Below are 26,623 nucleotides of genomic sequence, written 5' to 3'. Positions count from 1 at the left end.
CAACGAAAATGGTTCTCTCTTTCGCTATCTGGCTGCCTATCTTTTTCGGCTTGCTGGTGCTGGCTTTCGGCTCGGATCGCAGCCCGGGCTTCGTCCGCTGGACCGCGTTGTTCGGCTCGATCGTCAGCTTCCTGGTCACGCTGCCGCTGATTCTGCACTTCGACCGCGGCACCGCGCAGATGCAGTTCGTCGAGAAGTACTCGTGGATCGAGCGCTTCAACATCAACTACCACCTCGGCGTCGACGGCATCTCGATGTGGTTCGTGGTGCTGACCGCCTTCATCACGGTGATCGTCGTGATCGCCGGCTGGGAGGTCATCACCGAGCGCGTGGCGGCCTACATGGCCTCGTTCCTGATCCTGTCGGGCATCATGGTCGGCGTGTTCGCCTCGCTCGACGGCATGCTGTTCTACGTGTTCTTCGAGGCCACGCTGATCCCGATGTACATCATCATCGGCGTCTGGGGCGGTCCGAACCGGGTCTACGCGGCCTTCAAGTTCTTCCTGTACACGCTGCTGGGCTCGCTGCTGACGCTGATCGCGCTGCTGTACCTGTACAACAAGACCGGCAGCTTCGAGATCCTGCAATGGCATCAGGCCAAGCTGTCGATGAACGAGCAGGTGCTGCTGTTCCTGGCGTTCTTCCTGGCCTTCGCGGTCAAGGTGCCGATGTGGCCGGTCCACACCTGGCTGCCCGACGCCCACGTCGAGGCGCCGACCGGCGGCTCGGTGGTGCTGGCCGCGATCATGCTGAAGCTCGGCGCCTACGGCTTCCTGCGCTTCTCGCTGCCGATCGCGCCGGACGCCAGCCACAGCCTGGCCGCGTTCATCATCGCGATCTCGCTGGTGGCCGTGATCTACATCGGCCTGGTGGCGATGGTGCAGGCCGACATGAAAAAGCTGGTCGCATACTCGTCGATCGCGCACATGGGCTTCGTCACGCTGGGCTTCTTCATCTTCAGCGAGATCGGCATCGAGGGCGGCATCGTGCAGATGATCTCGCACGGCTTCATCTCGGGCGCGATGTTCCTTTGCATCGGCGTGCTCTATGACCGCGTGCACTCGCGCCAGATTGCCGACTACGGCGGCGTGGTCAACACGATGCCGAAGTTCGCGGCCTTCGCGGTGTTCTTCGCGATGGCCAACAGCGGCCTGCCGGCCACCTCGGGCTTCGTCGGCGAGTGGATGGTGATCCTGGGCGGCGTCCAGTACAACTTCTGGATCGGCCTGGCGGCGGCCACCTCGCTGATCCTCGGCGCGGCCTATTCGCTGTGGATGGTCAAGCGCGTGGTGTTCGGCGATATCAAGCACCAGCACGTCGCCGAGCTGGTCGACCTGAACAAGCGCGAGTTCGTCATGCTGGGCCTGCTGGCCGCGATGACGCTGTACATGGGCCTGCATCCGAAACCCTTTACCGATGTGATGCACGCATCGGTGGTCAACCTGCTGTCGCACGTGGCGCAGTCCAAGCTGTAAGCAGGGAGAGAACGAATCATGGAATCGACCACGACTTGGGCGCCTGTCGCCCCGATCATCTTCCTGGCGATCGCCATCGCGGCGGTCAACTGGATCGACCTCGCGCGCGGCAAGAACCGCCCGAGCGTCGCCTATCCGCTGTCGCTGCTGATCACGCTGGTACTGACCGTCTGGTTCGGCCTGAACGCCGCCAACGGCGAGACGCACTACGCCTTCTCGAACCTGGCCGTGATCGACCCGATGGCCAACGTGCTGGCCTCGTTCTCGGCGCTGGCGCTGTTCGTGACGCTGGTCTACACCCGCCGCTACCTCGGCGACCGTGACCTGTACGCCGGCGAGTTCTACATGCTGGCGCTGTTCACGCTGGGCGGCCAGATCGTGATGATCACCGGCAACAACTTCCTGACGCTGTACCTCGGCGTGGAACTGCTGTCGCTGTCGTCGTACGCGCTGGTCGCGCTGCGCCGCGATTCGCGCGTGACGTCCGAATCGGCGATGAAGTACTTCGTGCTGGGCGCGCTGGCCTCGGGCTTCCTGCTGTACGGCATGTCGATGATGTACGGCGCCACCGCTTCGCTGAACCTGGGCGAAGTGTTCCGCGTGGTCGAGTCCGGCCGCGTCAACACGACGATGCTGGCCTTCGGCGTGGTGTTCCTGGTCGCCGGCCTGGCCTTCAAGCTGGGCGCCGCGCCGTTCCACATGTGGATCCCGGACATCTACCAGGGCTCGCCGACGGCGGTGACGCTGCTGATCGCCGGTGCGCCGAAGCTGGCCGCCTTCGCGATGACGCTGCGCATCCTGGTCGAAGGCCTGCTGCCGCTGGCGGTGGACTGGCAGGTCATGCTGTCGGTGCTGGCGGTGGTGTCGCTGGCGATCGGCAACCTGACCGCGATCGTGCAGAGCAACCTGAAGCGGATGCTGGCGTATTCGACGATCTCGCACATGGGCTTCCTGCTGCTCGGCATGCTGTCGGGCGTGGCCGGCGGCCAGACCGACGGCGCCGCCAGCGCCTACGGCTCGGCGATGTTCTACGCGGTCACCTATGTGCTGACCACGCTGGGCACCTTCGGCATCATCCTGCTGCGCACCAACAAGGGCTTCGAGGCCGAGACGCTGGAAGACCTGAAGGGCATGTCGCGCAAGAACCCGTGGTTCGCGCTGCTGATGCTGGTGATGATGTTCTCGCTGGCCGGCATCCCGCCGACCGTGGGCTTCTACGCCAAGCTGGCCGTGCTCGAGGCCGTGGTCGCCGCGGGCATGTCGTGGCTGGCCGTGGTGGCGGTGCTGTTCTCGCTGATCGGCGCGTTCTACTACCTGCGCATCGTCAAGCTGATGTATTTCGACGTGCCGGCCGGCGAGGAAACGCTGGAAGCGTCGGGCGGCCTGCGTTCGCTGCTGAGCCTGAACGGCCTGGTGATCGTCGCGCTGGGCATCTTCCCGGCCGCGCTGATGAACCTGTGCTACCAGGTCGTGCGCACCACGCTGGGCGCCTGAGCGCCCGGCCGACGCGCACACCAAGCGAATACCACCCAAACCGCAATGAGCGCATCCGCGGGCGGCTGGTTTGTCATCCTGCTGGCATTGGCCTGTGCCAACCTGCCGTTCGTCAACCAGCGCCTGTTCGCGGTCATTCCGCTCGGCAAGCCGCGCAAGCCGTTCTGGGTGCGGCTCGCCGAGCTGATCGTCTACTATCTGCTGGTCGGCGCGGTCGGGTTCGCGGTCGAGGCCGGCCTGGGCAACCGCTTTGCCCAGGGCTGGCAGTTCTACGCGATCACCGCCTGCCTGATGCTGGTGTTCGCCTTCCCCGGCTACACCTGGCAGTACCTGGTCAAACATCGCGCGAGCTGACGCCGAACCCGGCATGACCTTCGGCGGCCTCGCCATCCCGGAGGGTTCATGTCGTCATCCCATTCGAAAGCCGCCTCCCTGGTCTGTCCCGAAGCGCCCGACGCCGGCGGCGACGACCATCTGAAGGAAGTCCCCCTGGCGTCCGCGACGCTGCACCGGGGCAAGTTTCTGACGCTGAAGCAGGACATCGTGCGGCTGCCCGACGGCAAGCAGGCCGGGCGCGAGTATGTCGAGCACCCGGGCGCGGTGATGATGATCCCGCTGTTCGACGACGGCACCGTGCTGGTGGAGCGCCAGTTCCGCTACGCGGTGCGCGAGGTCATGCTCGAATTCCCGGCCGGCAAGCTCGACCCCCAGGAAGGGGCGCAGCGCTGCGGCGAGCGCGAGCTGCGCGAAGAAACCGGCTACAGCGCCGCGCGCTGGGACTACCTGACGCGCATTCACCCGGTGATCTCGTACTCGACCGAATTCATCGACGTGTTCCTGGCGCGCGACCTGACCGCCGGCGAGGCGGCGCTGGACGACGGCGAATTCCTCGAGACGCTGATCGTGCCGGCGGGGCAGGTGATCGACTGGGTTCGCCAGGGACGCATCACCGACGTCAAGACCATCATCGGCGCGTTCTGGCTGGAAAAGGTGCTGTCGGGCGCCTGGCAGCCGGGCGAGCAGAAGGTGCCGGGCTGAGCGCCGCCCACCTTTAAATTCGCCGAAGCGCTACCATCTTCCCGACAGGCCAGCCTCCGGGCTGGCACCGGTCAGGAAAAATTAGAACGACCGTTCACAAATTTGCGATTCACGGCTAATATTGCTTTGACGGGCTGGAAACATCATGAAGGTGCTCGACCTGCGCTGTGCGCATGACCATCGGTTCGAAGGCTGGTTTGCTTCGGAGGACGATGCGCAGTCGCAGATTTCGCGCGATCTCGTTCAGTGTCCTGTCTGCGGCGACCGCGCGGTGACGCGGCTGCCGAGCGCCCCGCGCCTGAATCTGTCCGGCGCGGCCGAGCGAGCGCCGACGCCACAGGCGCCGACGCAGCAGGCACAGGCGGTCCCGCAGGCGGCGCAGGCTCTGCAATCGCTGTATCTGAAGGCGGTCAGGCAGGTGCTGGCGCAGACCGAGGACGTGGGGCCGCGCTTTGCCGAGGAGGCCAGGCGCATGCATTACGACGAGGCACCGGAACGCGGCATCCGCGGGACGGCGTCGCCGGAGGAAGTGCAGGCGCTCGCCGAAGAGGGCATCGAAACGTTTCCGCTCGTGGTGCCGGATGCGCTGAAGCAGACGGCTCACTGAATCGTGTCCCGTGCCCGCCTTCGCGCCGGTGCGAGGGCGCGTTGGCCAGAACAATTTGCCGGCCGCAGCCGGCATCACTGGAGACGGGCATGGATCTCAATTACACGGCGGCCGACAACGCCTTCCGCGAGGAAGTGCGCAGCTGGCTGGAAGCCAACCTGCCGGCGGACATTCGCGCCAAGATTCTGAATCACCGCCGGCCCAACCGCGACGATCTGGTGCGCTGGCACAAGATCCTGGCGGGCAAGGGCTGGTCGGCGCCGCACTGGCCGGTCGAATTCGGCGGCACCGGCTGGAACGCGACCCAGCGCCATATCTGGGATGAGGAAAATGCCCGCGTCGGCGCGCCCGGCGTGCTGCCCTTCGGCGTGGCGATGGTCGCGCCGGTGATCATGAAGTACGGCAACGAGCAGCAGAAGTCGTACTACCTGCCGCGCATCCTGGACTGCACCGACTGGTGGTGCCAGGGCTATTCGGAGCCGGGCTCGGGCTCGGACCTGGCCTCGCTGAAGACCCGCGCCGAACTGACCCCCGGACGGCAAGCACTACATCGTCAACGGCCAGAAGACCTGGACCACGCTCGGCCAGCACGCCGACATGATCTTCTGCCTGGTCCGCACCGACCCCGAAGCCAAGAAGCAGGAGGGCATCTCGTTCCTGCTGATCGACATGAAGACGCCGGGCATCACCGTGCGTCCGATCATCATGCTCGACGAGGACCACGAGGTGAACGAGGTCTTCTTCGACAACGTCAAGGTGCCGGTCGAGAACCGCGTCGGCGAGGAGAACAAGGGCTGGACCTATGCCAAGTACCTGCTCGGCCATGAGCGCACCGGCATCGCCCGCGTCGGCAATTCCAAGCGCGAACTCGGCTTCCTGAAGCGCGTCGCGCGCCAGCAGCAGAAGAACGGCAAGCCGCTGCTGGAGGACCCGGTGTTCGGCGCCAAGGTCGCCGCGCTCGAGATCGAGCTGATGGCGCTGGAAATCACCGTGCTGCGCGTGGTGTCGAGCGAGAGCGCGGGCAAGGGCCCCGGCCCCGAGGCCTCGCTGCTGAAGATCAAGGGCACGGAGATCCAGCAGATGCTGACCGAGCTGATGGTCGAAGCCGTCGGCCCGTACGCGCAGCCGTTCGACCGCGACTACCTGGAATGCGAGACCGAGCATGCGGTGACCGGCTACGACGATGCCGCGCCGCTGGCCGCGTACTACTTCAACTTCCGCAAGACCTCGATCTACGGCGGATCCAACGAAATCCAGAAGAACATCATCAGCCAGATGATCCTGGGGCTGTGAGGAGACAGGAACCATGAACTTCAATCTCAGCGACGAGCAGAAGCAACTGGCTGACGCGGTACGCCGCTTCATCGACAAGAGCTACGATTTCGAGTCCCGCAAGAAGGCCTACAAGGGCGAGACCGGCTACAGCGAAGCGGCCTGGAACGCGCTGGTCGAGCTCGGCCTGACCGCGCTGCCGGTGCCCGAGGCGCAGGGCGGCTTCAACGGCACCGCCATCGACATGATGGTGGTGATGCAGGAGCTGGGCCGCGGCCTGGTGGTCGAGCCGTATCTGGCGACGGTGACGGCCGCCTACGCGGTGAAGCAGGCCGGCGGCCAGGACGCCGTGCTGGAGCGGGTTGCCGGCGGCGAGATCAAGCTGGCCACCGCGTTCAACGAGCGCGAGGCGCGCTACACGCTGAACGACGTGCGTGTGACCGCCAAGGGCGGCAAGCTGAACGGCACCAAGGTCGTGGCGGTCCACGGCGGCCAGGCCGACAAGCTGGTGGTGTCGGCGCGCACCGGCGGCGGCAACGCCGACCAGGACGGCATCTCGCTGTACCTGGTCGATGCCAGGGCGCCGGGCGTCACCATCCGCGACTACCGCACCATCGACAATCTGCACGCGGCCGATATCACCTTCCAGGACGCCGCCGGCGAACTGCTGGGCGCCGAAGGGCAGGGCTGGGCGCTGCTCGAGCAGGTTGCCGACTACGCCGCGGTGCTGCTGTGCGCCGAGGCCGTGGGCGTGATGGACACGCTGACCGCCGCCACCATCGAGTACGCCAAGACGCGCCAGCAGTTCGGCGTGCCGATCGCGCGCTTCCAGGCGCTGCAGCACCGCATGGTCGAGATGTTCATCCATGCCGAGCAGTCGCGCTCGATCACGCTGCTGGCCGCGGCCCGCTTCGACGAGGCCAGCCCCGAGGAGCGCCGCCGCTATGTGTCCGCGGCCAAGGCGCGGGTCGGCCAGGCCGCGCGCACGGTCGGCCAGGAAGCGGTGCAGATCCACGGCGGCATGGGCGTGACCGACGAACTGCCGGCCGCGCACATGTTCAAGCGGCTGACGCTGATCAACACCACCTTCGGCGACGTCGACCACCATCTTGGCCGCTTCGCCAGCCTGCCGGAATTCCAGCAGGCGGCATGATGGCCAGCCGTTGAGGCAATGCAAGCCGCGCTCGGGCGTCAACGTCCGGCGCGGTTTTTTTGCTTTGGTGGACCAGAACAACCCAGCAGACTGGAGACCCCATGTCCGACACCATGTATTTCGAAGACTTCGTCGTCGGCAGCCGACGCGAGCTCGGTTCGCGGCTGATCACCGAGGACGAGATCGTCAGCTTCGCGACGCAATACGATCCGCAGCCCTTCCACGTCGACAAGGAGGCCGCCCGGCGCAGCATCTACGGCGGCCTGATCTCGAGCGGCTGGATGACCTGCGCGGTGATGATGCGCATGCTGGTCGATAACATGACGTCGAAGTCGGCCAGCATGGGCTCGCCCGGCGTCGACGAGATCCGCTGGCTCAAGCCGGTCTATGCCGGCGATACGCTGACCGTCTTCGTGTCGGTGCTGGACAAGCGGCCGTCGCAGTCCAAGCCCGACCGCGGCGTCGTGCACACGCAGTGGGAGGCGGTCAACCAGCGCGGCGAGCTGGTCTGCACCGTCAAGGGCATGGGCATGTACGGCCGCCGGCCGGCCTGAATCCCTGAATCGAACCGGGACGTCGTTCCGACCGGACATAGGACAAGGAGAGAAGATGCGCACCATCGCTTCGCTGGAAGAGCTCGAGGGCCTGCAGGGGCAGGAGGTCGCCGTCAGCGACTGGACCGAGATCACGCAGCACCAGGTCAACCTGTTCGCCGAGGCGACCGGCGACCATCAGTGGATCCACGTCGATCCCGAGCGCGCCCGGCGCGAATCGCCGTTCGGCGCGCCGGTCGCGCACGGCTTCCTGACGCTGTCGCTGCTGCCCGCGCTGATGCAGAGCGCGATGCAGATGCCGGGCGTCAAGATCGGCGTCAACTACGGCCTGAACCGCGTGCGCTTCACCGCCCCGGTGCCGGTCGGCAGCCGGCTGCGCGCGCGCATCAAGCTGCTGAAGGTGGAGCGCATCGCGCCGCCGCCCAATGCCCCGGACCTGGTCGGCGCGCAATCGACCTGGGAGGTCACGATCGAACGCGAGGGCAGCGACCGTCCGGTCTGCGTCGCGGAATCGATCAGCCGCCGCTACTCCTGACGCCCCGGGGCGGTGCGTCGCACCGCTTTGCATCATCGCACCATCGTGATGCAAGGCGCCGGCGCACCGCCACGGTGCTGTCATGCCAATGCAGTCTCCCGCGCGGCCCCAGGCCGCGTTCTTTTTTGTGGCACGCTAGTTGCAGAAGTGCTCCCGGGGTGCGTTCTTCCTCGAACACAAACAGAGCTAGGGAGCTGCAATGAAACGACGTGAGGTGTTGAAGCTGTCGGCGGTGGCCGCCGCGGCGATGATCGGTACCAGCCCGCTGGCGATCGCGCAATCGAAAGAGCCGATCAAGGTGGGCGTGCTGCATTCGCTGTCGGGCACGATGGCGATCTCGGAGACGTCGCTGAAGGACGTCGCGCTGATGGCCATCGACGAGATCAACAAGAGCGGCGGCGTGCTGGGCCGCAAGCTGGTGCCGGTGGTCGTCGATCCCGCGTCGAACTGGCCGCTGTTCGCCGAGAAGGCGCGCCAGCTGATCAGCAACGACAAGGTCGCGGTGACCTTCGGCTGCTGGACCTCGGTGTCGCGCAAGTCGGTGCTGCCGGTCTACGAGGAACTGAACGCGCTGCTGTTCTATCCGGTGCAGTACGAGGGCGAGGAGATGTCGAAGAACGTCTTCTACACCGGCGCCGCGCCGAACCAGCAGGCCATTCCCGCGGTCGAGTACCTGATGAGCAAGGAGGGCGGCGGCGCCAAGCGCTTCTTCCTGCTGGGCACCGACTACGTGTACCCGCGCACCACCAACAAGATCCTGCGCGCCTTCCTGAAGAGCAAGGGCGTGGCCGACAAGGATATCGAGGAGGTCTACACGCCGTTCGGCCACAGCGATTACCAGACCATCGTCGCCAACATCAAGAAGTTCTCGCAGGGCGGCCGCACCGCGGTGATCTCGACGATCAACGGCGATTCGAACGTGCCCTTCTACAAGGAACTGGGCAACGCGGGCCTGAAGGCCAAGGACGTGCCGGTCGTCGCGTTCTCGGTCGGCGAGGAAGAGCTGCGCGGCATCGACACCAAGCCGCTGGTCGGCCATCTGGCCGCATGGAACTACTTCATGTCGGTCAAGAATCCGGAGAACGACGCGTTCCGCAAGCAGTGGGCGGCCTGGGTCAAGGCGAACAACCTGCCGGGCGGCGACAAGCGCGTGACCAACGATCCGATGGAAGCGACCTACGTGGGCATCCACATGTGGGCGCAGGCGGTCAAGAAGGCTGGGTCCACCGATCCGAACAAGGTCCGCGCCGCGATGATCGGCCAGACCTTCAAGGCGCCGAGCGGCTTCACGCTGACGATGGGCGAGAACCACCATTTGTACAAGCCGGTGATGATCGGCGAGGTCAAGGGCGACGGGCAGTTCTCGGTCGTGTGGAAGACGCCGAAGCCGCTGCGCGCGCAGCCGTGGAGCCCGTTCATCGCGGGCAACGAGGGCAAGCCGGACAAGGTGATGTAAGGGCTGTCGTTGGGGGGCAAATCCCGCCCCCTCTCCCCGACCCTCTCCTCCTCGAGGGGGAGAGGGGGGACACAGTCGGTTCTCGCATTCCGCAGAGGGGGGACGGCAGCGGCGTCCCTTGTTCCGCTGCCGTTCGTTCGATGGCCATCGCCTTGATCCAACCACCACCCATCTCCATGTCCCGACCCATGCTGCCCCGCGCGCCCTGGTGGCGCGCCACGCTCGCCGTGCTGCTGCTGATGGCGGCGCCCGCGCTGTGGGCGGCCGCCGCGCTGACCCAGGCCGATCTGCAGCCCCTCGCCGAAGACGATTTCGATGCCAAGCGCGCCGCCATCGTCGCGCTGGCCAAGGCCGACCCCAAGCAGGCCGGCCCGATCCTGCAGGCGCTGCAGGACGACACGCTGCAGTTCGCGCCCGGCGTCGGCATGGTGCGCGTCGAGGGCGAGCGCGCGGTCGACGCGATCACCGGCAAGCCGGTCGAGGTCGATGCCGGCGCGCTGCAATCGCTGACCCTGAACAACAGCCTCCGCGCGCAGGTGGACGGCGCGGCTGGCAGCCTGCTGCTGTCCTCGCCCGACGCCACCGTGCGCGCGCAGGCGATCGCCGCGCTGCTCGAGCGCCCCGAGGACGCGCCGCGCGAGGCCGTCGCCGCCGCGCGCCAGTCGGAGGCCGACACCGCGCTGCGCGCCCAGCTCGACGTGATCTGGGCCAATACCGTGCTGGCCGACGGCAGCCGGGACGAACGGCTCGAAGCGATCCGCATTCTCGGCCGCGACAGCGATCCGGCCACGCGCCAGCGGCTGCAGCCGCTGGTCGAACGGGACGAGGGCGGCCAATACCGCGAGCCCGACGCGCAACTGCGCGCCGCCGCGCAGCAGGCGCTCGACAACCTGCAAGCGAGCGAGCGCCAGGCCGAGCTGATCGGCAACCTGTTCGCCGGCCTGAGCCTGGGCAGCGTGCTGCTGCTGGCCGCGCTGGGCCTGGCCATCACCTATGGCCTGATTGGCGTGATCAACATGGCCCACGGCGAATTCCTGATGATCGGCGCCTATGCGACGTGGCTGGTGCAGTCGCTGTTCCGCACCTATCTGCCCGACGCCTTCGACTGGTATCTGCCGGCGGCCTTGCCCGCGGCCTTCCTTACCGCCGCCGCGGTCGGCTTCGTGCTGGAGCGGCTGGTGCTGCGCCATCTGTACGGCCGGCCTCTGGAAACGCTGCTGGCGACCTTCGGCGTCAGCCTGCTGCTGATGCAGGCGGTGCGGATGCTGTTCGGCGCGCAGAACGTCGAGGTCGCCAATCCGAGCTGGATGAGCGGCGGCGTGCAGTGGATGCCGGGGCTGGTGATCCCGTACAACCGCATCGTCATCGTGGTGTTCGCGCTGGCCGTGGTGGCGATCGCCTGGGCCGTGCTGAACCGCACCCGGCTGGGCCTGTTCGTGCGCGCCACCACGCAGAACCGCACGATGGCCGCCTGCGTCGGCGTGCGCACCTGGAAGGTCGACAGCTATGCCTTCGCCTTCGGCGCGGGCATCGCGGGCCTGGGCGGCTGCGCGCTGTCGCAGATCGGCAATGTCGGCCCCGACCTGGGGCAGGCCTACATCATCGATTCCTTCATGGTGGTCGTGCTCGGTGGCGTGGGGCAGCTGGCCGGCACCATCGTCGGTGCCTTCGGCCTGGGGATCATCAACAAGTTCATCGAGCCGTTCTACGGCGCGGTGCTGGCCAAGATCATCGTCCTGGTGCTGATCGTGCTGTTCATCCAGAAGCGGCCACAGGGACTGTTCGCGCTCAAGGGGCGCAGCGCGGAGGCATGATGCAAAGCTCGATCGATCCCGGCACGCGTGCCTTCACGCTGGCGGTTCCCGCGCGCCAGCCGCTGTTTTCCGTGCGGGGCTGGCTGGCGCTCGCCATCGTCGCGCTGCTCGCGGCCGTGGCGGTGCCGGTGTGCGCGCTGGTGCTGCCCGACACCCATCCGCTGCATCTGTCCGCCTATGCGCTGACGCTGATCGGCAAGATCATGTGCTTCGCGCTGGCGGCGATCGCGCTCGACCTGGTGTGGGGCTACTGCGGCATCCTGAGCCTGGGTCACGGGCTGTTCTTCGCGCTGGGCGGCTACGCAATGGGCATGTACCTGATGCGCGCGATCGGCCGCGACGGCGTCTATCGCAGCGAGCTGCCCGACTTCATGGTGTTCCTCGACTGGAAGGAGCTGCCGTGGTTCTGGCACGGCACCGAACACTTCGGCTATGCGCTGCTGCTGGTGGTGCTGGTGCCCGGCGTGCTGGCCTGGCTGTTCGGCTTCTTCGCCTTCCGCTCGCGCATCAAGGGCGTCTACCTGTCGATCATCACGCAGGCGATGACGTACGCCGCGATGCTGCTGTTCTTCCGCAACGAGACCGGCTTCGGCGGCAACAACGGCTTCACCGACTTCAAGCGCATCGCGGGCTTCGCCATCGCCGCGCCCGAGACGCGCACCGTGCTGTTCGTGCTGACGGCCTTCGCGCTGCTGGGCGGGCTGATCGCCTGCCGCTATATCGTGACCTCGAAGCTCGGGCGCGTGGTCACCGCCGTGCGCGATGCCGAGACGCGCGTGATGTTCTCCGGCTACAACCCGCTCGGCTACAAGCTGTTCGTCTGGACCTTCTCGGCGGTGCTGTGCGGCATCGCGGGCGCGCTGTATGTGCCGCAGGTCGGCATCATCAATCCGGGCGAGATGTCGCCTGCGAATTCGATCGAGATGGCGGTCTGGGTCGCGGTCGGCGGGCGCGGCACGCTGATCGGTCCGGTGATCGGCGCGTTCCTGGTCAATGGCGCGAAGACGCTGTTCACCGCGCATTTCGCCGAGTACTGGCTGTTCCTGCTCGGCGCGATGTTCGTGCTGGTGACGCTGTATCTGCCGAATGGCGTGGTGGGGCTGCTGGCGCGCCTGCGCCGTGCCGACGGTGTGCGCGCGTCTGCGCCGTCAGCGGCCTCCGCGTCGCCCGCTGCATCCGCGTCACCCTCTTCATCCGCGTCGCCGACGACGCCCGCCGCACCGATCGCGGCCCCGGCCGCCAGCAGCGGAGGAAAAGCATGAGCGCCGCCACCAACCCGAATCGAAACCCGACGCCACGCCCCGACGCCGCGCAGGCGGAAAGCGGCGATGCCACCGGCCTGGGCCGCGTGCTCGAGCGCGGCACCATCGATGTCTCGCACGGCCCGATCCTTTACCTCGAGGACGTCACCGTGCAGTTCGACGGCTTCCGCGCGCTGAACAAGCTGACGCTGTCGATCGACCACGGCGAGCTGCGCTGCGTGATCGGCCCGAATGGCGCGGGCAAGACCACGATGATGGACGTGATCACCGGCAAGACCGGGCCGCGCAATGCGTCGGTCAGCGGCCGCGTGTTTCTCGGCCAGAGCATCGACCTGATGCGGCTGAACGAGCCGACCATCGCGCAGACCGGCATCGGCCGCAAGTTCCAGAAGCCCACCGTGTTCGAGCAGCACGCGGTGTGGGAGAACCTGGAGCTCGCGATGAAGGCCGACAAGCGCTGGTGGTCGTCGCTGCGCGCGCGGCTCGACGCCGACGGCCGCAACCGCATCGAGCAGACGCTGGCGCTGACGGGCCTGGAAGACGAGGCCTACCGGCCGGCGGGGCTGCTGTCGCACGGGCAGAAGCAGCGCCTCGAGATCGGCATGCTGCTGATGCAGCAGCCGCAGCTGCTGCTGCTCGACGAACCGGTAGCCGGCATGACCGACGAGGAAACCATGCAACTGGCGAAGCTGCTCGATGGCCTGCGCGGCAGCTGCTCGATGATGGTGGTCGAACACGATATGGAATTCGTCGCCGCGCTGGCGGGCGAGTCCGGCAAGGTCACGGTGCTGGCGGAAGGCAGCGTGCTGGCCGAGGGCACGCTGGACGCGGTCAAGCGCGACGAGCGCGTGATCGAATCGTATTTGGGGCGGTGAATTTCGGCGCTGAATTCGGGCGCCGAACAGCGGCGCTGAACTGCGGCGCTGAATGGGAACGCAAAAGGGAAAGCCGATGCTGCAAGTCAGCGGATTGAACCAGTACTACGGCGGCAGCCATATCCTGCGCGACGTCAGCTTCGAGGTGCCCGAGGGCCGGCTGACGACGCTGCTCGGCCGCAACGGCGTGGGCAAGAGCACGCTGCTGAAATGCCTGATGGGCGTGGTGCCGACGCGCAGCGGCAGCATCCGCTGGAATGGCCGGACGCTGGACAAGGCGCCGCCCTACGAGCGCGTCGCCGCCGGGCTGGCCTATGTGCCGCAGGGGCGCGAGATCTTTCCGCGGCTGACCGTCGAGGAGAACCTGCTGATCGGCGCCGCAAGCAGCGGCAAGCCGGCCGGCGTGCCCGATCGCATCTACCAGCTGTTTCCGGTGCTGCGCACGATGCGGCAGCGGCGCGGGCGGCGACCTGTCCGGCGGGCAGCAACAGCAGCTGGCGATCGGACGCGCGCTGATGAGCGAGCCGAAGCTGCTGATTCTCGACGAGCCGACCGAAGGCATCCAGCCGTCGATCATCCAGGACATCGGCCGCGCGCTGCGGCTGCTGGTCGACGAGTTCGGCATGACGGTGCTGCTGGTCGAGCAGTACTACGAATTTGCGCGCCATCTGGCCGATCACTATGTGGTGATGAGCCGCGGCGAGGTGGTGGCCAGCGGCGAGGGCGAGCGGATGGAAGACGAGGGCGTGCGGGAGATGATCGCGGTCTAGGCCGCCTCTCTCTTTCTCTCTCTCCCGTTTTCGCCGAGTCCATGCGCCATCCCGATTTCCCCGCCGACGATCCCGCCGCGACGCTCGCCATGCCGGCCGCGTGGCACGCGAGCCTGCGCCTGCGCTTCGCGGTGCGCGGCGAGCGCAGCGGGCTGGTCGAGCGGCGGCATGCCGGGCCGCTGATGGTGCAGAAGCCGCTGTATCCGGAGGGCGGCATCTGCCATGCGGTGGTGCTGCATCCGCCGGCCGGCATCGCGGGCGGCGACGTGCTCGATATCGAGATCGACATCGAGCCCGGCGCGCACGCGGTGCTGGCCACGCCGGGCGCGACCAAGTGGTACAAGTCGCTCGGCCGCGACGCCAGCCAGCGCGTGCACGTTTCCGTCGCGGCCGGCGCGCGGCTCGATTGGCTGCCGCAGGAAAACATCGTGTTCGACGATGCGCGCGCGGCTCGCGACCACGGTGGAGGTGGCGCCCGGCGCCAGCGCAATCGGCTGGGACGCGCTGGTGCTCGGCCGGCAGGCCTCCGGCGAGCAGTGGCGGCGCGGCACCGCGTGGATGGATACGCGCATCGGGCAGGGCACGCGCACGCTGTGGCGCGAGCACGCCCGCCTCGACGCCGATTCGCCGCTGCGCCACGCGCGCGTGGGGCTGGACGGCCTGCCGGTGCTCGGCACGCTGTGGGCCGTCGGCGCGGGCGCGACGCAGGAGCTGGCCGAGCGGCTTGCCGAGAGCCTGCCGTATCGCGCCGATCTGCGCGCCGGCGTGACGTGCCTCACCGACCCCGAGCAGCCGATGCTGCTGCTGCGCGTGCTGGGCGCGCGCATCGAGCCGGTGCGCGAGCTGATGGTGGCGGCATGGAGCGCGTTGCGCATGCCGATCCATGGGGTAGCGGCGCGGCCGCTGCGGCTGTGGTCGACGTGATGACGGACGCGATGGCCGATGCGATGGCCGACGCGATGGCCGACGCGATGGCCGACGCGATGGCCGACGCGATGGCCGACGCGATGGCGGACGTGAGGGCCGACGCGATGGCCGGCGTAAGGGCGGAGGTGATGACGAACGTAATGGCGGACGCTATGGCGGACGCTATGGCGGACGTATTGGCGAACGTCAGGCGGCCGTCATGGCGGCCGTACCGGTGAACGCGATGGCCTGCGTGCCGCGCGAACCGAAAGACAACGAAGCAAACACCGAGGACAGGCGATGGAACTGACGCCAAGAGAGAAGGACAAGCTGCTGATCTTCACCGCCGCGCTGCTGGCCGAGCGCCGCCGCGCGCGCGGGCTGAAGCTGAACTATCCCGAGGCGGTGGCGCTGATCACCGCCGCCATCATGGAGGGCGCGCGCGACGGGCGCACCGTCGCCGAACTGATGCATGCCGGCACCACGGTGCTGTCGCGCGAGGACGTGATGGACGGCGTCGCCGAGATGATCCCCGAGATCCAGGTCGAGGCGACCTTTCCCGACGGCACCAAGCTGGTCACCGTGCATCAGCCGATCGTCTGACGCACTACCGGCGTATCGCAACGCATGCGCGCATCGCACGCCGGCAAGCAGGCAAGCAGGCAAGCAGGCAAGCAGGCAAGCAGGCAAGCAGGCAAGCATCCCAAGCATGGCGGGCATCCCAGCCGCTGACTGAATTTTCCGTATTCCACCGAGGACAAACATGGCCGGTTTCATTCGCTCCCTTTCCTTCCAGCAAGCCATGCCGCGCGGCCGGGCGCGCATCACCACGCATCTGGCAGCCACGGCCGCCGTGCTGGCCAGCGCGCCGGCGCTCGCCCACCCGGGCCACGACGTCGCCAGTGTCGGCGCCAGCCTGGCCTCGGGCCTGCTGCATCCGCTGACCGGCGCCGACCACATGCTGGCGATGGTGGCGGTCGGCGTCTGGAGCGCGCTGGCGGTCGGCACGGCGGGTGCGTTCGGCTCGTTCGGCTCGTTCGGCTCGGTCGGCTCGGTCGGCTCGGTCGGCTCGGTCGGCTCGGTCGGCGCGCGCGGCGCGGTCCGCGCGGGCGGTGGCGTGCTGCGCGTGCCGCTGACCTTCGTCGCGCTGATGCTGGTCGGTGCCGCGCTCGGCCTCGCCGGCGTTGGCCTGCCCGCGGTCGAGCCGATGATCGCCGCCTCGCTGCTCGTCGTCGGCCTGCTGGTCGCGCTGCGCGCGCCGCTGCCGGCAGGCGCGGCGATGGCGTTGGTCGGCGGCTTCGCGCTGTTCCATGGCTACGCGCACGGCGCCGAACTGCCGGCCAGCGCCGGCGCGCTGCCGGCGGTGCTCGCGTATGTCGGTGGCTTTGCGGTCGCGACCATGGCGCTGCATCTGGCCGGCATCGCCGCCGGCACGCTGCTGCGCCGGCATGCGCCGTGGCTCGCGCGCGCGGCCGGCGCCGGTGTCGCGCTGTATGGCGTCGGGCTGATGGTGGCCTGATCCCGCAGCCGATGGCCGACAGACGACAGCACGACAGCACGACAGCACGACAGGAGACGCCATGATCCCCGGTGAACTGATGCCCGCCGACGGCGAGCTCGAACTGAACGCGGGCCGCGCGACGATACGGCTGACGGTCGCCAATACCGGCGACCGGCCGATCCAGGTCGGCTCGCATTTTCACTTCCACGAGACCAACGCCGCGCTGGACTTCGATCGCGATGCCGCGCGCGGCTTCCGGCTCAATATCGCCGCCGGTACCGCGGTGCGCTTCGAGCCGGGGCAGTCGCGCACCGTCGAGCTGGTCGCCCTCGATGGCGACCGCATCGTCTATGGCTTCAACGGCAAGATCATGGGAGCGCTGTGATGGCGTTGACAATCGGAAGGCAGGCCTATGCCGAGATGTTCGGCCCGACCACCGGCGACCGCGTGCGGCTGGCCGACACCGCGCTGGTGATCGAGGTCGAGAAGGATTTCACGATCTACGGCGAGGAGGTCAAGTTCGGCGGCGGCAAGGTGATCCGCGACGGCATGGGACAGAGCCAGCGGCTGGCGCGCGACTGCGTCGACACGGTGATCACCAATGCGCTGATCGTGGACCATTGGGGCATCGTCAAGGCCGACATCGGCATCAAGGACGGGCGCATCGCCGGCATCGGCAAGGCGGGCAATCCGGACATCCAGCCGGGCGTGACGATCGTGATCGGCCCCGGCACCGAGGTGATCGCGGGCGAGGGCATGATCGTGACCGCCGGCGGCATCGACAGCCATATCCACTTCATCTGCCCGCAGCAGATCGAGGAGGCGCTGATGAGCGGCGTCACCACGATGATCGGCGGCGGCACCGGCCCGGCCACCGGCACCTATGCGACCACGGTGACGCCCGGCCCCTGGCATATGGAGCGGATGCTGCAGGCGGTGGATGCCTATCCGATGAATATCGGCCTGCTGGGCAAGGGCAACGCCAGCCTGCCGCAGCCGATCGTCGAGCAGGTCGAGGCCGGCGCGATCGGGCTGAAGCTGCACGAGGACTGGGGCACCACGCCGGCGGCGATCGATACCTGCCTGTCGGTGGCCGACGCGACCGACGTGCAGGTCGCGATCCATACCGACACGCTGAACGAGGGCGGCTTCGTCGAGGCGACCATCGCCGCGTTCAAGGGTCGCACCATCCATACCTATCACACCGAAGGGGCGGGCGGCGGGCACGCCCCTGACATCATCAAGGTCTGCGGCGAGGCCAACGTGCTGCCGTCTTCGACCAATCCGACGCGGCCCTACACGATCAATACGATCGACGAGCACCTGGACATGCTGATGGTCTGCCATCACCTCGATCCGTCGATCGCCGAGGACATCGCCTTCGCCGAAAGCCGCATCCGCCGCGAGACCATCGCGGCCGAGGACATCCTGCACGACCTCGGCGCGTTCTCGATGATCTCCAGCGACTCGCAGGCGATGGGGCGTGTCGGCGAGGTGATCCTGCGCACCTGGCAGACCGCGCACAAGATGGCGGTGCAGCGCGGCAAGTTGCCCGGCGATCCGCACGATGCGCGCGGCGGGCACGACAACTTCCGCGTCAAGCGCTATGTCGCCAAGTACACGATCAATCCGGCGCTGACGCACGGCGTCGCGCATGAGGTCGGCTCGATCGCGGTCGGCAAGTGGGCGGACCTGGTGCTGTGGAAGCCGGCGTTCTTTGGCGTCAAGCCGAGCCTGATCCTGAAGGGCGGCATGATCGCCGCCGCGGCGATGGGCGATCCGAACGCGTCGATCCCGACGCCGCAGCCGGTGCACTATCGGCCGATGTTCGCCAGCGCCGGCGGCGCGCTGCACCGCTCGTCGCTGACCTTCGTGTCGCAGGCCGCGCTGGCCGCGAACGTGGGCGAGCGCTACGGGCTGCAGAAGACGCTGTCCGCGGTGCGCGGCACGCGCACGGTCAGCAAGCGCGACATGGTCCACAACGACTGGCAGCCGACCGTCACCGTCGATCCGGAGACCTATCAGGTCGTCGCCGACGGCCAGCTGCTGACCTGCGAGCCGGCCACCTCGCTGCCGATGGCGCAGCGCTATTTCCTGTTCTGACCATGCACAAGATCGACAAGCATCTTCCCGCGCCGCACGGCATCGCGCCGGTGCTGGTGCGCCGCGCGCCGAAGCTGGTGCTGCCCTTCGGCGACCGCAGCAAGAGCCGCCTGCGCGCCGTGCTCGACAACGGCGAGGAAGCCGCGATCTTCCTGCCGCGCGGCACGGTGCTGCGCGGCGGCGATCTGCTGGTGAGCGCCGACGGCACGTTCGTCGAGGTGCAGGCGGCCGCGGAATCGGTGCTGCAGGTGCGTGCCGACAATCCGCACGCGCTGATGCGCGCCGCCTATCACCTGGGCAACCGCCACACGCCGGTCGAGATCGGCCGCGACTATCTGCGGCTCGAATACGATCCGGTGCTGGCCGACATGCTGATGCGCCTGGGAGTGCAGGCCGAGCGCGCCGAGCTGCCGTTCGAACCGGAGGCCGGCGCCTACGGCGGCGGCCACAAGCACGGCCACGACGCAACCTTCGCCGAGGACTATGCGGCGGCGCAGGCGGTGTTTCATGAGCATCATGGGGGCTCGCACTCGCACTCGCACTCGCACTCACATCCGCACCAGCATCCGCATGGCCCTGATCACCCGCATGATCATGGTCACCCGCATGACCATGATCATTCGCATGGCGATCACGGGCACCATGCCGGCTGCTGCCACCGGCACTGACTCGATCGCGCTGCCATGACCCGCCTTGCCCAACTGCTCTCGCTGCTGCATCTGGCCTCGCCGGCGCTGCCGATCGGCGGGTTCAGCTATTCGCAGGGGCTGGAGGCGGCGATCGACTGCGGCATCGTGCGGGATGCCGATAGTGCGGGGCAGTGGATTCGCGACAGTCTGTTGCACGTGCAGGCGCATGCCGAAGCGCCGCTGTGGTTGCTGCTGCATCGCGCCTGGCGTGCCGGCGACCGCGAGGGCGTGCGCTACTGGAACGACTGGTTCCACGGCAGCCGCGAGAGCGCCGAGCTGCGGCTGGAGACCGAGCAGATGGGATGGTCGCTGGCGCGGCTGGTCGGGCAGATGGCATGGGGCGAGCCCGCGCTGCGCGATGCGCTGGCGGCGATGTCGCCGGTGTGCCTGCCGACCGCGTTCGCCGCCGCCTGCGTCGCGCTGCAGGTCGACGAGGGCGATGGGCTGGCGGCCTACTGTTTCAACTGGGCCGAGAACCAGATCGCCGCGGCGATCAAGGCAGTGCCGCTGGGGCAGGTGGCGGGCCAGCAGATTCTGCGCGGCATGCATGGCTGCGTGCTCGACGCCGTGGCCGAGGCAACGCGCCGCGCCGATGTCGAACCGCCCGCTCTGTCGACGCTGTCGCCGATGCTGGGCCTGCTGTCGGCGCGCCACGAAACGCAGTATTCGCGGCTGTTCCGCTCGTAAGCGCAGCCGCACTCCGCAGGCACACATCCGCAGCCAAACATCCGCAGCCAAACATCCGCAGCCAAACATCCGCGGCCACACATTCGCAGCTACTCATCGAATCGGACGAGACATCATGACCCGTACCAAGACACTCCCTCCGCTGCGCGTCGGCGTCGGCGGCCCGGTCGGCTCCGGCAAGACCACCTTGCTGGAGATGCTGTGCAAGGCCATGCGCGAGCGCTACGACCTGGTGGCGATCACCAACGACATCTACACGAAGGAGGACCAGCGCCTGCTGACGATCTCCGGCGCGCTGCCGGCCGAGCGCATCATGGGCGTGGAAACCGGCGGCTGCCCGCACACGGCGATCCGCGAGGACGCGTCGATCAACCTCGAGGCGGTCGACCGCATGCTGGCGCGTTTTCCCGATGCCGACGTGGTGTTCATCGAATCCGGTGGCGACAATCTGGCGGCGACATTCAGCCCGGAGCTGTCCGACCTGACGATCTACGTGATCGATGTCGCCGGCGGCGAGAAGATTCCCCGCAAGGGCGGGCCGGGCATCACCAAGTCGGATCTGCTGGTGATCAACAAGACCGATCTCGCGCCGTATGTCGGCGCCAACCTCGACGTGATGGAAAGCGATGCGCGCAAGATGCGCGGGGAACGGCCTTTCGTGATGGGGAGCGTCAAGTCGGGGCAGGGTCTTGACGCGGTGATCCGCTTCATCGAGCGGCAGGGCATGCTGGCGATGTAGCCGCGATAGCCGTGATGTAGCCGCGATGTGCGGCGCCGTCGAGCGCGCGTGCTAGGTGTGGTTGTTGCGCTTGCGGGCGAGGGCTCGTGCCACCGAGGCGACCAGGTCCTGGTCGTCATTATCGAGCCTTGCCATGTAACGCCGCGCATTGCGTTGCGCGGTGGTTTCCTCGCCGCCAAATGGAACGCGTAATTCCTCGACTGTCAACACCGCGTTTTCGCCATCGAACTTCAACATTTCGCCGGGAGGGACGCCGAGGGTATCGGCCAGGGTGCAGATGTTGATCAGCGCGACATTACGCAGTCCGCGTTCGATGCCGCTGAGATAGGAACGCGCCATTCCGCTTTCGAGGGCGAGCTTTTCCTGGGACCAGCCCCTTTGCTTGCGCAGGGCCGTCAGGCGTTGGCCAAATTGCTTGAGAGGATCGCCGACCATGGTTTGGACAAGATGTGAACTCGAAGGAAGTTAAGGGATTGGCCCGGTCGACTCGACATCCTAGAGTCCGTCGCACAATCGGTGTCAGCCAACATAAAGTGTGTGGACTCACCCTATAGGTTGCATTTACTGTCGAAAATCGGATGGACGACGGCGGAACGAGAACCGGGATGCACTGTTTTCGCATGGACACGAGCGAATGTCATACAGGTATTCACCTGAATCCGCGTGTCCGAAAACGATAAGTTCGTGGTTGCGCGTTAATCTGGCGAAATCGGGAGCCGCAAATCAGGCGCTGAGGCAGCCGGCGTGGCGGGAGACGGTTGCCGCAGCGTGGGGACGCCGGCAAAGACAGGAGTGAGGCGGGAGCCGGCCGCGGGACGGCCGGCGAGAGGACTGCGCAGCGCGCGAGGAAGACGGCGCCGCGAGCGTGGTCCGCGGCGCCGCCCGGCTCAACGGCGGGCGTATTGCGTGGCGCCGAACAGGATCTCGCGCTCCTTCTCGGTATGCAGCGGCTTGCGTTCTCGCGCCAGTACCTCGACGCCGCGCTTGACCGCGGGCCGTTCGGCGATCGTATTGAACCAGCGCTTCAGATGGGGATAGTCGTCGAGTTCGACGCCCTGGTTCTGCCAGCTGCGCAGCCACGGGAAGGTCGCGATATCAGCGATCGTATATTCGTCGCCGGCCAGCCAGGGGCGGCCGGACAACTGCTTGTCGATCACGCCATAGAGGCGGCGCGCTTCATTGGTATAGCGGTTGACCGCATATTCGATTTTCTCCGGCGCATAGATGCGGAAATGGTGCGCCTGGCCCAGCATCGGCCCGACGCCGCCCATCTGGAACATCAGCCATTGCAGCGTTTCGTATTTGCCGCGCACGTCCTCGGGCAGAAACTTGCCGGTCTTGCCGGCCAGATACACCAGGATCGCGCCCGATTCGAACAGCGAGATCGGTTTGCCGTCCGGCCCTTCGCTGTCGACGATGGCGGGGATCTTGTTATTCGGGCTGATCTTCAGGAATGCCTCGCCGAACTGGTCGCCGGCGCCGATATTGATGGGGTGCAGCTGGTAGGGCAGGCCGCACTCTTCCAGCATGATATGAACCTTGTGGCCATTGGGCGTGGCCCAGCTGTAGACATCGATCATCGAGCAAGCTCCTGGACGGGAGAGGGCGCCGCCGACTCGCCAGCGGAGCGGAGCGCCGGTTGAATGGACCGACGCATTTAATCACAGAAGAAAAAAACGCGCAGACAGGCTGCGCGTGGATGGCTCGCTGCCGGCGCAGCTGCCCTGGAGTCGTGCGGCCGGAGGGCCGCCGGATGTTCTTTATCGGGACGACGGCATCAGCCGCCGCGCGTGACCGGCATCTGGATCTCGTCCGGATTCAGGCTCATATGCTTGGCCAGTTCCAGCTTGGCGATCGCGTTGCGGTGCACCTCGTCCGGACCGTCGGCCAGGCGCAGCGTGCGCTGGTGCGCCCACCACGAGGCCAGCGGGAAGTCTTCCGACACGCCGGCGGCGCCATGCACCTGGATCGCCCAGTCGATGACCTTCAGCGCGACGTTCGGCGCCACCACCTTGATCATCGCGATCTCGGCCTTGGCCACCTTGTTGCCGACCGTGTCCATCATGTACGCGGCCTTCAGCGTCAGCAGGCGCGCCATCTCGATCTCGCAGCGTGCCTCGGCGATGCGTTCCTGCGTGACGCCATGGCGGGCGATCTGCTTGCCGAAGGCGACCCGGTCCAGGCTGCGCTTGCACATCAGTTCGAGCGCGCGCTCGGCCACGCCGATGCTGCGCATGCAGTGGTGGATGCGGCCCGGGCCGAGGCGGCCCTGCGCGATCTCGAAGCCGCGGCCTTCGCCGAGCAGGATGTTGTCCGCCGGCACGCGCACGTTCTTCAGTTCGATCTCCATGTGGCCGTGCGGCGCGTCGTCATAGCCGAACACCGGCAGGTGGCGCTTGACGGTGATCCCCGGCGTATCGGCCGGCACCACGATCATCGACTGCTGCTCGTGGCGGCCCGCATCGGGATTGGTCTTGCCCATCACGATATAGACCTTGCAGCGCGGGTCGCCGGCGCCCGACGACCACCACTTGGTGCCGTTGATCACGTAGTGGTCGCCATCGCGCTCGATGCGGCAGCGGATATTGGTCGCATCCGACGAGGCCACGTCCGGCTCGGTCATCAGGAAGGCCGAGCGGATCTCGCCGCGCAGCAGCGGCTCCAGCCACTTGTCCTTCAGCTCCTCGGAGGCGTAGCGCTCCAGCGTTTCCATGTTGCCGGTGTCGGGCGCGGCGCAGTTGAACACTTCCGGCGACCAGGGCACACGGCCCATGATCTCGCACATCGGCGCGTATTCCAGGTTGGACAGTCCCTCGGGCGCGCGCGGCGAGCGCGGCAGGAACAGGTTCCACAGGCCGGCCTCGCGCGCCAGCGGCTTCAGTTCCTCGATCAGCTTGCTCGGCACCCAGGCGTTGCCGGCCTTGCGGTTGGCCTGGATCTCGGCGTGGAAGCGCTTCTCGTTCGGATAGATGTGCTGGTCGAAGAAGGCCAGCAGCCTGGCGCGCATTTCCTTGACCTTGGGTGAGTATTCGAAATCCATGGTGTCTCCTCACAACCCCTGCGATTTGGCCCCGCCGCTGATGCCGGACCACCGCAGGGCAGCGGACCGGCAGGCGGCGGGCGGGCGCGATATACGCCGACTGAGGGCACTCTATCCGATTCGATGGAATATGAAAAATGAATTTTCTGGATTCGACGGTATCAATATGCTGCATTCCATGACACAATCGCCGGCATGCAGCTCTCCCGCATCGACCTGAACCTGTTCGTCGTGTTTGACGCCATCTACACCGAAGGCAGCATCACGGCGGCCGCCCGGCAGCTGAACCTGACGCAGCCGGCGGTCAGCCATGCGCTCGGCCGATTGCGCACGCTGTTCGACGATCCGCTGTTCGAGCGGCGCGGGCAGGGCATGGCGCCGACCCCGCTGGCGCGCTCGCTGGCCGGGGAGGTGCGCACCGCGCTGCAGTCGTTCGCGCGCACGCTGCAGGACACGCCGCATTTCGATCCGGCCGCGACGGTGCGGCGCTTCACCATCGGCATGCGCGACGCGCTGGAGTCGACGCTGCTGCCGCCGCTGATGTCGCGCGTCGCCGCGGTGGCGCCGCACGTCGACATCGCCGCGGTGCGCTTCGATCGCCGCGAGATGGAGTCGGAGCTGCTGGCCGGTACGCTCGATGCCGCGATCGACATCCTGCTGCCGGTCTCGCCGGCGATCCACCACGCGCAGTTCATGGCCGATCCAATGGTGGTGCTGGCCCGGCGCGACCATCCGCTGGTCAAGAAAGAACTGACGCTGGAGCGCTATCTGGCCGCCGAACACGTGCACGTGTCGTCGCGGCGGCGCGGCGCGGGGCTGGAGGACCAGGCGCTGCACCGGATGGGCATGACGCGGCGGGTGCGGCTGCGCTGCCAGCACTACGCCGCAGCCTGTCGCATCGTGAGCTGCACCGACCTGCTCGCGACGTTGCCGCTGCGCTATGCGCGCATTGCCAACGAGGCCTATGGCAATCGGCTGCTGACGCTGCCGTTCAAGGTGCCCACGCTCGAGCTGCACCTGTACTGGCATGCGGGCGGGGAGAACGATGGCGCGAACCGGTGGCTGCGCGAGCAGTTGATGGCGGTGATGGCGGGGCTGGAGAGCGGCGCGCCGGGCGCCTCCTGATCCGTCGCGCCGGCCGCTCCTACGCTTCTCAGGTGGTCATTCCAGGAATCATGATCCAGCTGGCACCAAGCGGCGAAAGCAGCCGGGGTTCGGCGGCGGCGATGCGCGAGTCGGGGATGGGGGCCCGATCATCCGGGATGTCGGCAAGGGGGGCGGATTCCCGTTCGGCGACGTCGTTTGCGCACGGCTGGCCGCCGGCGCGCTCCTCGCCGTCATCGTCGCTGAAGTCCGACGCTTCGTCCGGCGGCGGTTCGCCGCGCACCGGTTTGGGCGGCTCCATGCCGCGCGAGTCGTGCAGAACCGATTGCATCGAAGGCCGCAGATCGCCGTCGGCGGTCGATTGCCGCATGACATGGTGCTCGGCGTCGACCGCTTCGAACACAAAGCAGCCGGAGCCGTTCATCCGATCGTCCGTCCTGCGGGCGACATAGTGGCGTTCATTGGCGCGTCTGTATTCGACCGGTATGAGACCCCTGTCCCCCCGCCTCACGTTGCCGATGCAGCTGGATCGGCGTCAGCGACTGATCCGCGGTCGCGGTATCGCTCCGATACTGTCCGATTCCGCTGGGGCGCTCGTGCCGGAAGGGCTCCGCCTCGCCGGCCGCGATGCTGCGGTAGGCCACCCCCTCGCGGCGGCGGCACTCGTCGAGCATGTCGTGAAAGAGGTCGGAAAGGTAGTCGAAAAGCCGGGACAACAGGCGTATCAAGGGATTGCCGCTCCCCCGGCTGCATCGTCGTCAGGGCCTGGTCGAGTGCCGGCGCCAGGCATGCCACGTGAATGGCGTCAGAGCAGTCGCCCACCTTGTATCGTGTGGGGTCCCGCCCCTGGATCCAGTTCAACATGCTGCGCCATGGCGGGTCGTCGGCATCGCAACGGAATTCGATCTGATGGTCGATCTTGAGGACGGGGCGCAGATTCGACATGTAATGGATGTTGCCGCCCGGGCCGGTGTAGGAATGCCATTTCATCAGCTTGTTGATGCGCCAGCCGGTGCCGTCTTCCAGCGGTGTGATGCGCGCGCTGACCACCGAAGGCAGCAGCGGCAGATTGATTCCGTTGCGCAGGGATATCGTTCGCAGCGCCATCGCCTCGGCCTTCCAGAACTCGTCGGTGCAAAGGGTCGCCGCGGCGGTATAGGCGTGTGCCACATGGTCGATGTTCTGTCCAGGCGCCGCCTGCGCCTTCAATTCGCGCGCAATCGCGGCAATCAGTTCGTGGCCGGCCTGAGTCCTGCTGTATGCGTCCGCGCACTGAGCATGCCTGTCGCGGATTCGACTGTTCAGCCTGGCTTGTTCGACGAGATTGTCGGAATTGACATGGCTCGCGCCCGCGAATTCGATGCGGCAGCGGTCCTCTTCGAATAATTTCCATGCGGTCTGGGCAAAGGCCATGCCGAAATTGGAGCGCGCGATGCGCTCCGGGGGAGCCGTCGGAATGGGCATCGGCGCATGCGTGACGGCATGCAGCATGGCAGAGGGATCGATAACAGGTTTGGAGAATGGCATGGCGGACGGTGGCGATCGGTAT

General features: G+C 67.2%; 26 protein-coding genes and 3 pseudogenes. 24 read left to right on the top strand and 5 right to left on the bottom strand.

Annotated features, from left to right (window positions below):
* Positions 1–8 precede the first annotated feature (8 nt).
* The 23 genes and pseudogenes from OJJOAM_RS03705 to ureG all read left to right on the top strand — a co-directional run bounded on the left by OJJOAM_RS03705 (position 9) and on the right by ureG (position 20,930).
* Positions 9–1,475 (top strand): NADH-quinone oxidoreductase subunit M, encoded by a 1,467-nt coding sequence (locus tag OJJOAM_RS03705; protein ID WP_422648906.1) that lies wholly within the window; start codon positions 9–11, stop codon positions 1,473–1,475.
* A gap of 18 nt (positions 1,476–1,493) precedes the next feature.
* Positions 1,494–2,969, top strand: a complete 1,476-nt coding sequence (nuoN, locus tag OJJOAM_RS03700; protein ID WP_422648905.1) for an NADH-quinone oxidoreductase subunit NuoN — start codon at positions 1,494–1,496, stop codon at positions 2,967–2,969.
* 45 nt (positions 2,970–3,014) lie between these two features.
* A complete protein-coding gene (locus tag OJJOAM_RS03695; RefSeq protein WP_053821445.1) occupies positions 3,015–3,323 on the top strand; it encodes a DUF2818 family protein in 309 nt (102 codons plus the stop codon).
* A gap of 48 nt (positions 3,324–3,371) precedes the next feature.
* Positions 3,372–4,007, top strand: a complete 636-nt coding sequence (locus tag OJJOAM_RS03690) for an NUDIX domain-containing protein (RefSeq protein WP_422648904.1) — start codon at positions 3,372–3,374, stop codon at positions 4,005–4,007.
* 145 nt (positions 4,008–4,152) lie between these two features.
* Positions 4,153–4,614 (top strand): DUF1178 family protein, encoded by a 462-nt coding sequence (locus OJJOAM_RS03685; RefSeq protein WP_422648903.1) that lies wholly within the window; start codon positions 4,153–4,155, stop codon positions 4,612–4,614.
* Positions 4,615–4,703: 89 nt separating this feature from the next.
* A pseudogene (locus tag OJJOAM_RS03680) lies at positions 4,704–5,907 on the top strand (acyl-CoA dehydrogenase family protein).
* A 13-nt stretch (positions 5,908–5,920) separates the two neighbouring features.
* Complete coding sequence (locus OJJOAM_RS03675; protein WP_422648902.1) at positions 5,921–7,039, top strand: acyl-CoA dehydrogenase family protein; 1,119 nt, start codon at positions 5,921–5,923, stop codon at positions 7,037–7,039.
* A gap of 101 nt (positions 7,040–7,140) precedes the next feature.
* Positions 7,141–7,593, top strand: a complete 453-nt coding sequence (locus OJJOAM_RS03670; RefSeq protein WP_422648901.1) for a MaoC family dehydratase — start codon at positions 7,141–7,143, stop codon at positions 7,591–7,593.
* A 55-nt stretch (positions 7,594–7,648) separates the two neighbouring features.
* Positions 7,649–8,128, top strand: a complete 480-nt coding sequence (locus tag OJJOAM_RS03665; protein WP_006576677.1) for a MaoC family dehydratase — start codon at positions 7,649–7,651, stop codon at positions 8,126–8,128.
* Between the two features lie 199 nt (positions 8,129–8,327).
* Positions 8,328–9,584: an urea ABC transporter substrate-binding protein gene (gene urtA / locus OJJOAM_RS03660; RefSeq protein WP_422648900.1), complete on the top strand. Its 1,257-nt coding sequence runs from the start codon at positions 8,328–8,330 to the stop codon at positions 9,582–9,584.
* 176 nt (positions 9,585–9,760) lie between these two features.
* Complete coding sequence (urtB, locus tag OJJOAM_RS03655) at positions 9,761–11,398, top strand: urea ABC transporter permease subunit UrtB (protein ID WP_422648899.1); 1,638 nt, start codon at positions 9,761–9,763, stop codon at positions 11,396–11,398.
* Positions 11,395–12,660: an urea ABC transporter permease subunit UrtC gene (urtC, locus tag OJJOAM_RS03650; protein ID WP_422648898.1), complete on the top strand. Its 1,266-nt coding sequence runs from the start codon at positions 11,395–11,397 to the stop codon at positions 12,658–12,660. Before urtB ends, urtC begins: the two co-directional genes overlap by 4 nt.
* Positions 12,657–13,535: an urea ABC transporter ATP-binding protein UrtD gene (gene urtD, locus OJJOAM_RS03645; RefSeq protein ID WP_422648897.1), complete on the top strand. Its 879-nt coding sequence runs from the start codon at positions 12,657–12,659 to the stop codon at positions 13,533–13,535. The genes urtC and urtD overlap by 4 nt, the downstream gene beginning before the upstream one ends.
* A 76-nt stretch (positions 13,536–13,611) precedes the next feature.
* Positions 13,612–14,305: pseudogene (gene urtE / locus OJJOAM_RS03640) on the top strand (urea ABC transporter ATP-binding subunit UrtE).
* A 41-nt stretch (positions 14,306–14,346) separates the two neighbouring features.
* Positions 14,347–15,229 (top strand): annotated as a pseudogene (locus OJJOAM_RS03635) (urease accessory protein UreD).
* Positions 15,217–15,450 carry a hypothetical protein gene (locus OJJOAM_RS03630; RefSeq protein WP_422648896.1) on the top strand — a complete coding sequence of 78 codons (234 nt, stop codon included), beginning with the start codon at positions 15,217–15,219 and terminating at the stop codon, positions 15,448–15,450. The pseudogene OJJOAM_RS03635 and the gene OJJOAM_RS03630 overlap by 13 nt, the downstream one beginning before the upstream one ends.
* A 61-nt stretch (positions 15,451–15,511) precedes the next feature.
* Entirely contained in the window at positions 15,512–15,814 is a 303-nt protein-coding gene (locus tag OJJOAM_RS03625) for an urease subunit gamma (RefSeq protein WP_006579911.1), read from the top strand.
* Between the two features lie 199 nt (positions 15,815–16,013).
* Entirely contained in the window at positions 16,014–16,730 is a 717-nt protein-coding gene (locus OJJOAM_RS03620) for a HupE/UreJ family protein (RefSeq protein ID WP_422649484.1), read from the top strand.
* A gap of 61 nt (positions 16,731–16,791) precedes the next feature.
* Positions 16,792–17,097: an urease subunit beta gene (locus OJJOAM_RS03615; RefSeq protein ID WP_174108083.1), complete on the top strand. Its 306-nt coding sequence runs from the start codon at positions 16,792–16,794 to the stop codon at positions 17,095–17,097.
* The gene (gene ureC, locus OJJOAM_RS03610; protein WP_422648895.1) at positions 17,097–18,815 is read left to right on the top strand and encodes an urease subunit alpha; all 1,719 of its coding nucleotides are present in this window, start codon (positions 17,097–17,099) and stop codon (positions 18,813–18,815) included. The genes OJJOAM_RS03615 and ureC overlap by 1 nt, the downstream gene beginning before the upstream one ends.
* A gap of 2 nt (positions 18,816–18,817) precedes the next feature.
* Positions 18,818–19,483, top strand: coding sequence for an urease accessory protein UreE (gene ureE, locus OJJOAM_RS03605; RefSeq protein ID WP_422648894.1), 666 nt, complete (start codon positions 18,818–18,820; stop codon positions 19,481–19,483).
* Positions 19,484–19,498: 15 nt separating this feature from the next.
* Complete coding sequence (locus OJJOAM_RS03600) at positions 19,499–20,191, top strand: urease accessory protein UreF (RefSeq protein WP_422648893.1); 693 nt, start codon at positions 19,499–19,501, stop codon at positions 20,189–20,191.
* A gap of 115 nt (positions 20,192–20,306) precedes the next feature.
* Positions 20,307–20,930: an urease accessory protein UreG gene (ureG, locus tag OJJOAM_RS03595; RefSeq protein WP_006578011.1), complete on the top strand. Its 624-nt coding sequence runs from the start codon at positions 20,307–20,309 to the stop codon at positions 20,928–20,930.
* Between the two features lie 51 nt (positions 20,931–20,981).
* Here the strand turns inward: ureG and OJJOAM_RS03590 are convergent, their stop codons facing one another.
* From OJJOAM_RS03590 to OJJOAM_RS03580, 3 genes are all read right to left on the bottom strand, one after another.
* Positions 20,982–21,365, bottom strand: a complete 384-nt coding sequence (locus tag OJJOAM_RS03590; protein ID WP_149319359.1) for a helix-turn-helix domain-containing protein — start codon at positions 21,363–21,365, stop codon at positions 20,982–20,984.
* Positions 21,366–21,817: 452 nt separating this feature from the next.
* A complete protein-coding gene (locus OJJOAM_RS03585; RefSeq protein WP_422648892.1) occupies positions 21,818–22,510 on the bottom strand; it encodes a glutathione binding-like protein in 693 nt (230 codons plus the stop codon).
* A 197-nt stretch (positions 22,511–22,707) separates the two neighbouring features.
* Positions 22,708–23,970, bottom strand: coding sequence for an acyl-CoA dehydrogenase family protein (locus OJJOAM_RS03580; protein WP_149319357.1), 1,263 nt, complete (start codon positions 23,968–23,970; stop codon positions 22,708–22,710).
* Between the two features lie 195 nt (positions 23,971–24,165).
* On the opposite strand from OJJOAM_RS03580, the gene OJJOAM_RS03575 reads away from it, so the two are divergent.
* Positions 24,166–25,095 carry a LysR family transcriptional regulator gene (locus OJJOAM_RS03575; protein ID WP_422648891.1) on the top strand — a complete coding sequence of 310 codons (930 nt, stop codon included), beginning with the start codon at positions 24,166–24,168 and terminating at the stop codon, positions 25,093–25,095.
* A 28-nt stretch (positions 25,096–25,123) separates the two neighbouring features.
* Here the strand turns inward: OJJOAM_RS03575 and OJJOAM_RS03570 are convergent, their stop codons facing one another.
* The gene (locus OJJOAM_RS03570; protein ID WP_422648890.1) at positions 25,124–25,498 is read right to left on the bottom strand and encodes a hypothetical protein; all 375 of its coding nucleotides are present in this window, start codon (positions 25,496–25,498) and stop codon (positions 25,124–25,126) included.
* Between the two features lie 83 nt (positions 25,499–25,581).
* Complete coding sequence (locus OJJOAM_RS03565; protein WP_422648889.1) at positions 25,582–26,565, bottom strand: hypothetical protein; 984 nt, start codon at positions 26,563–26,565, stop codon at positions 25,582–25,584.
* Positions 26,566–26,623: the final 58 nt, after the last annotated feature.

Source organism: Cupriavidus sp. H18C1, from assembly GCF_049311595.1.
Lineage (GTDB): Bacteria > Pseudomonadota > Gammaproteobacteria > Burkholderiales > Burkholderiaceae > Cupriavidus > Cupriavidus cauae.
Note: the sequence above shows the minus strand (reverse complement) of the source record. Positions and strands in the feature narration are given on the sequence as shown.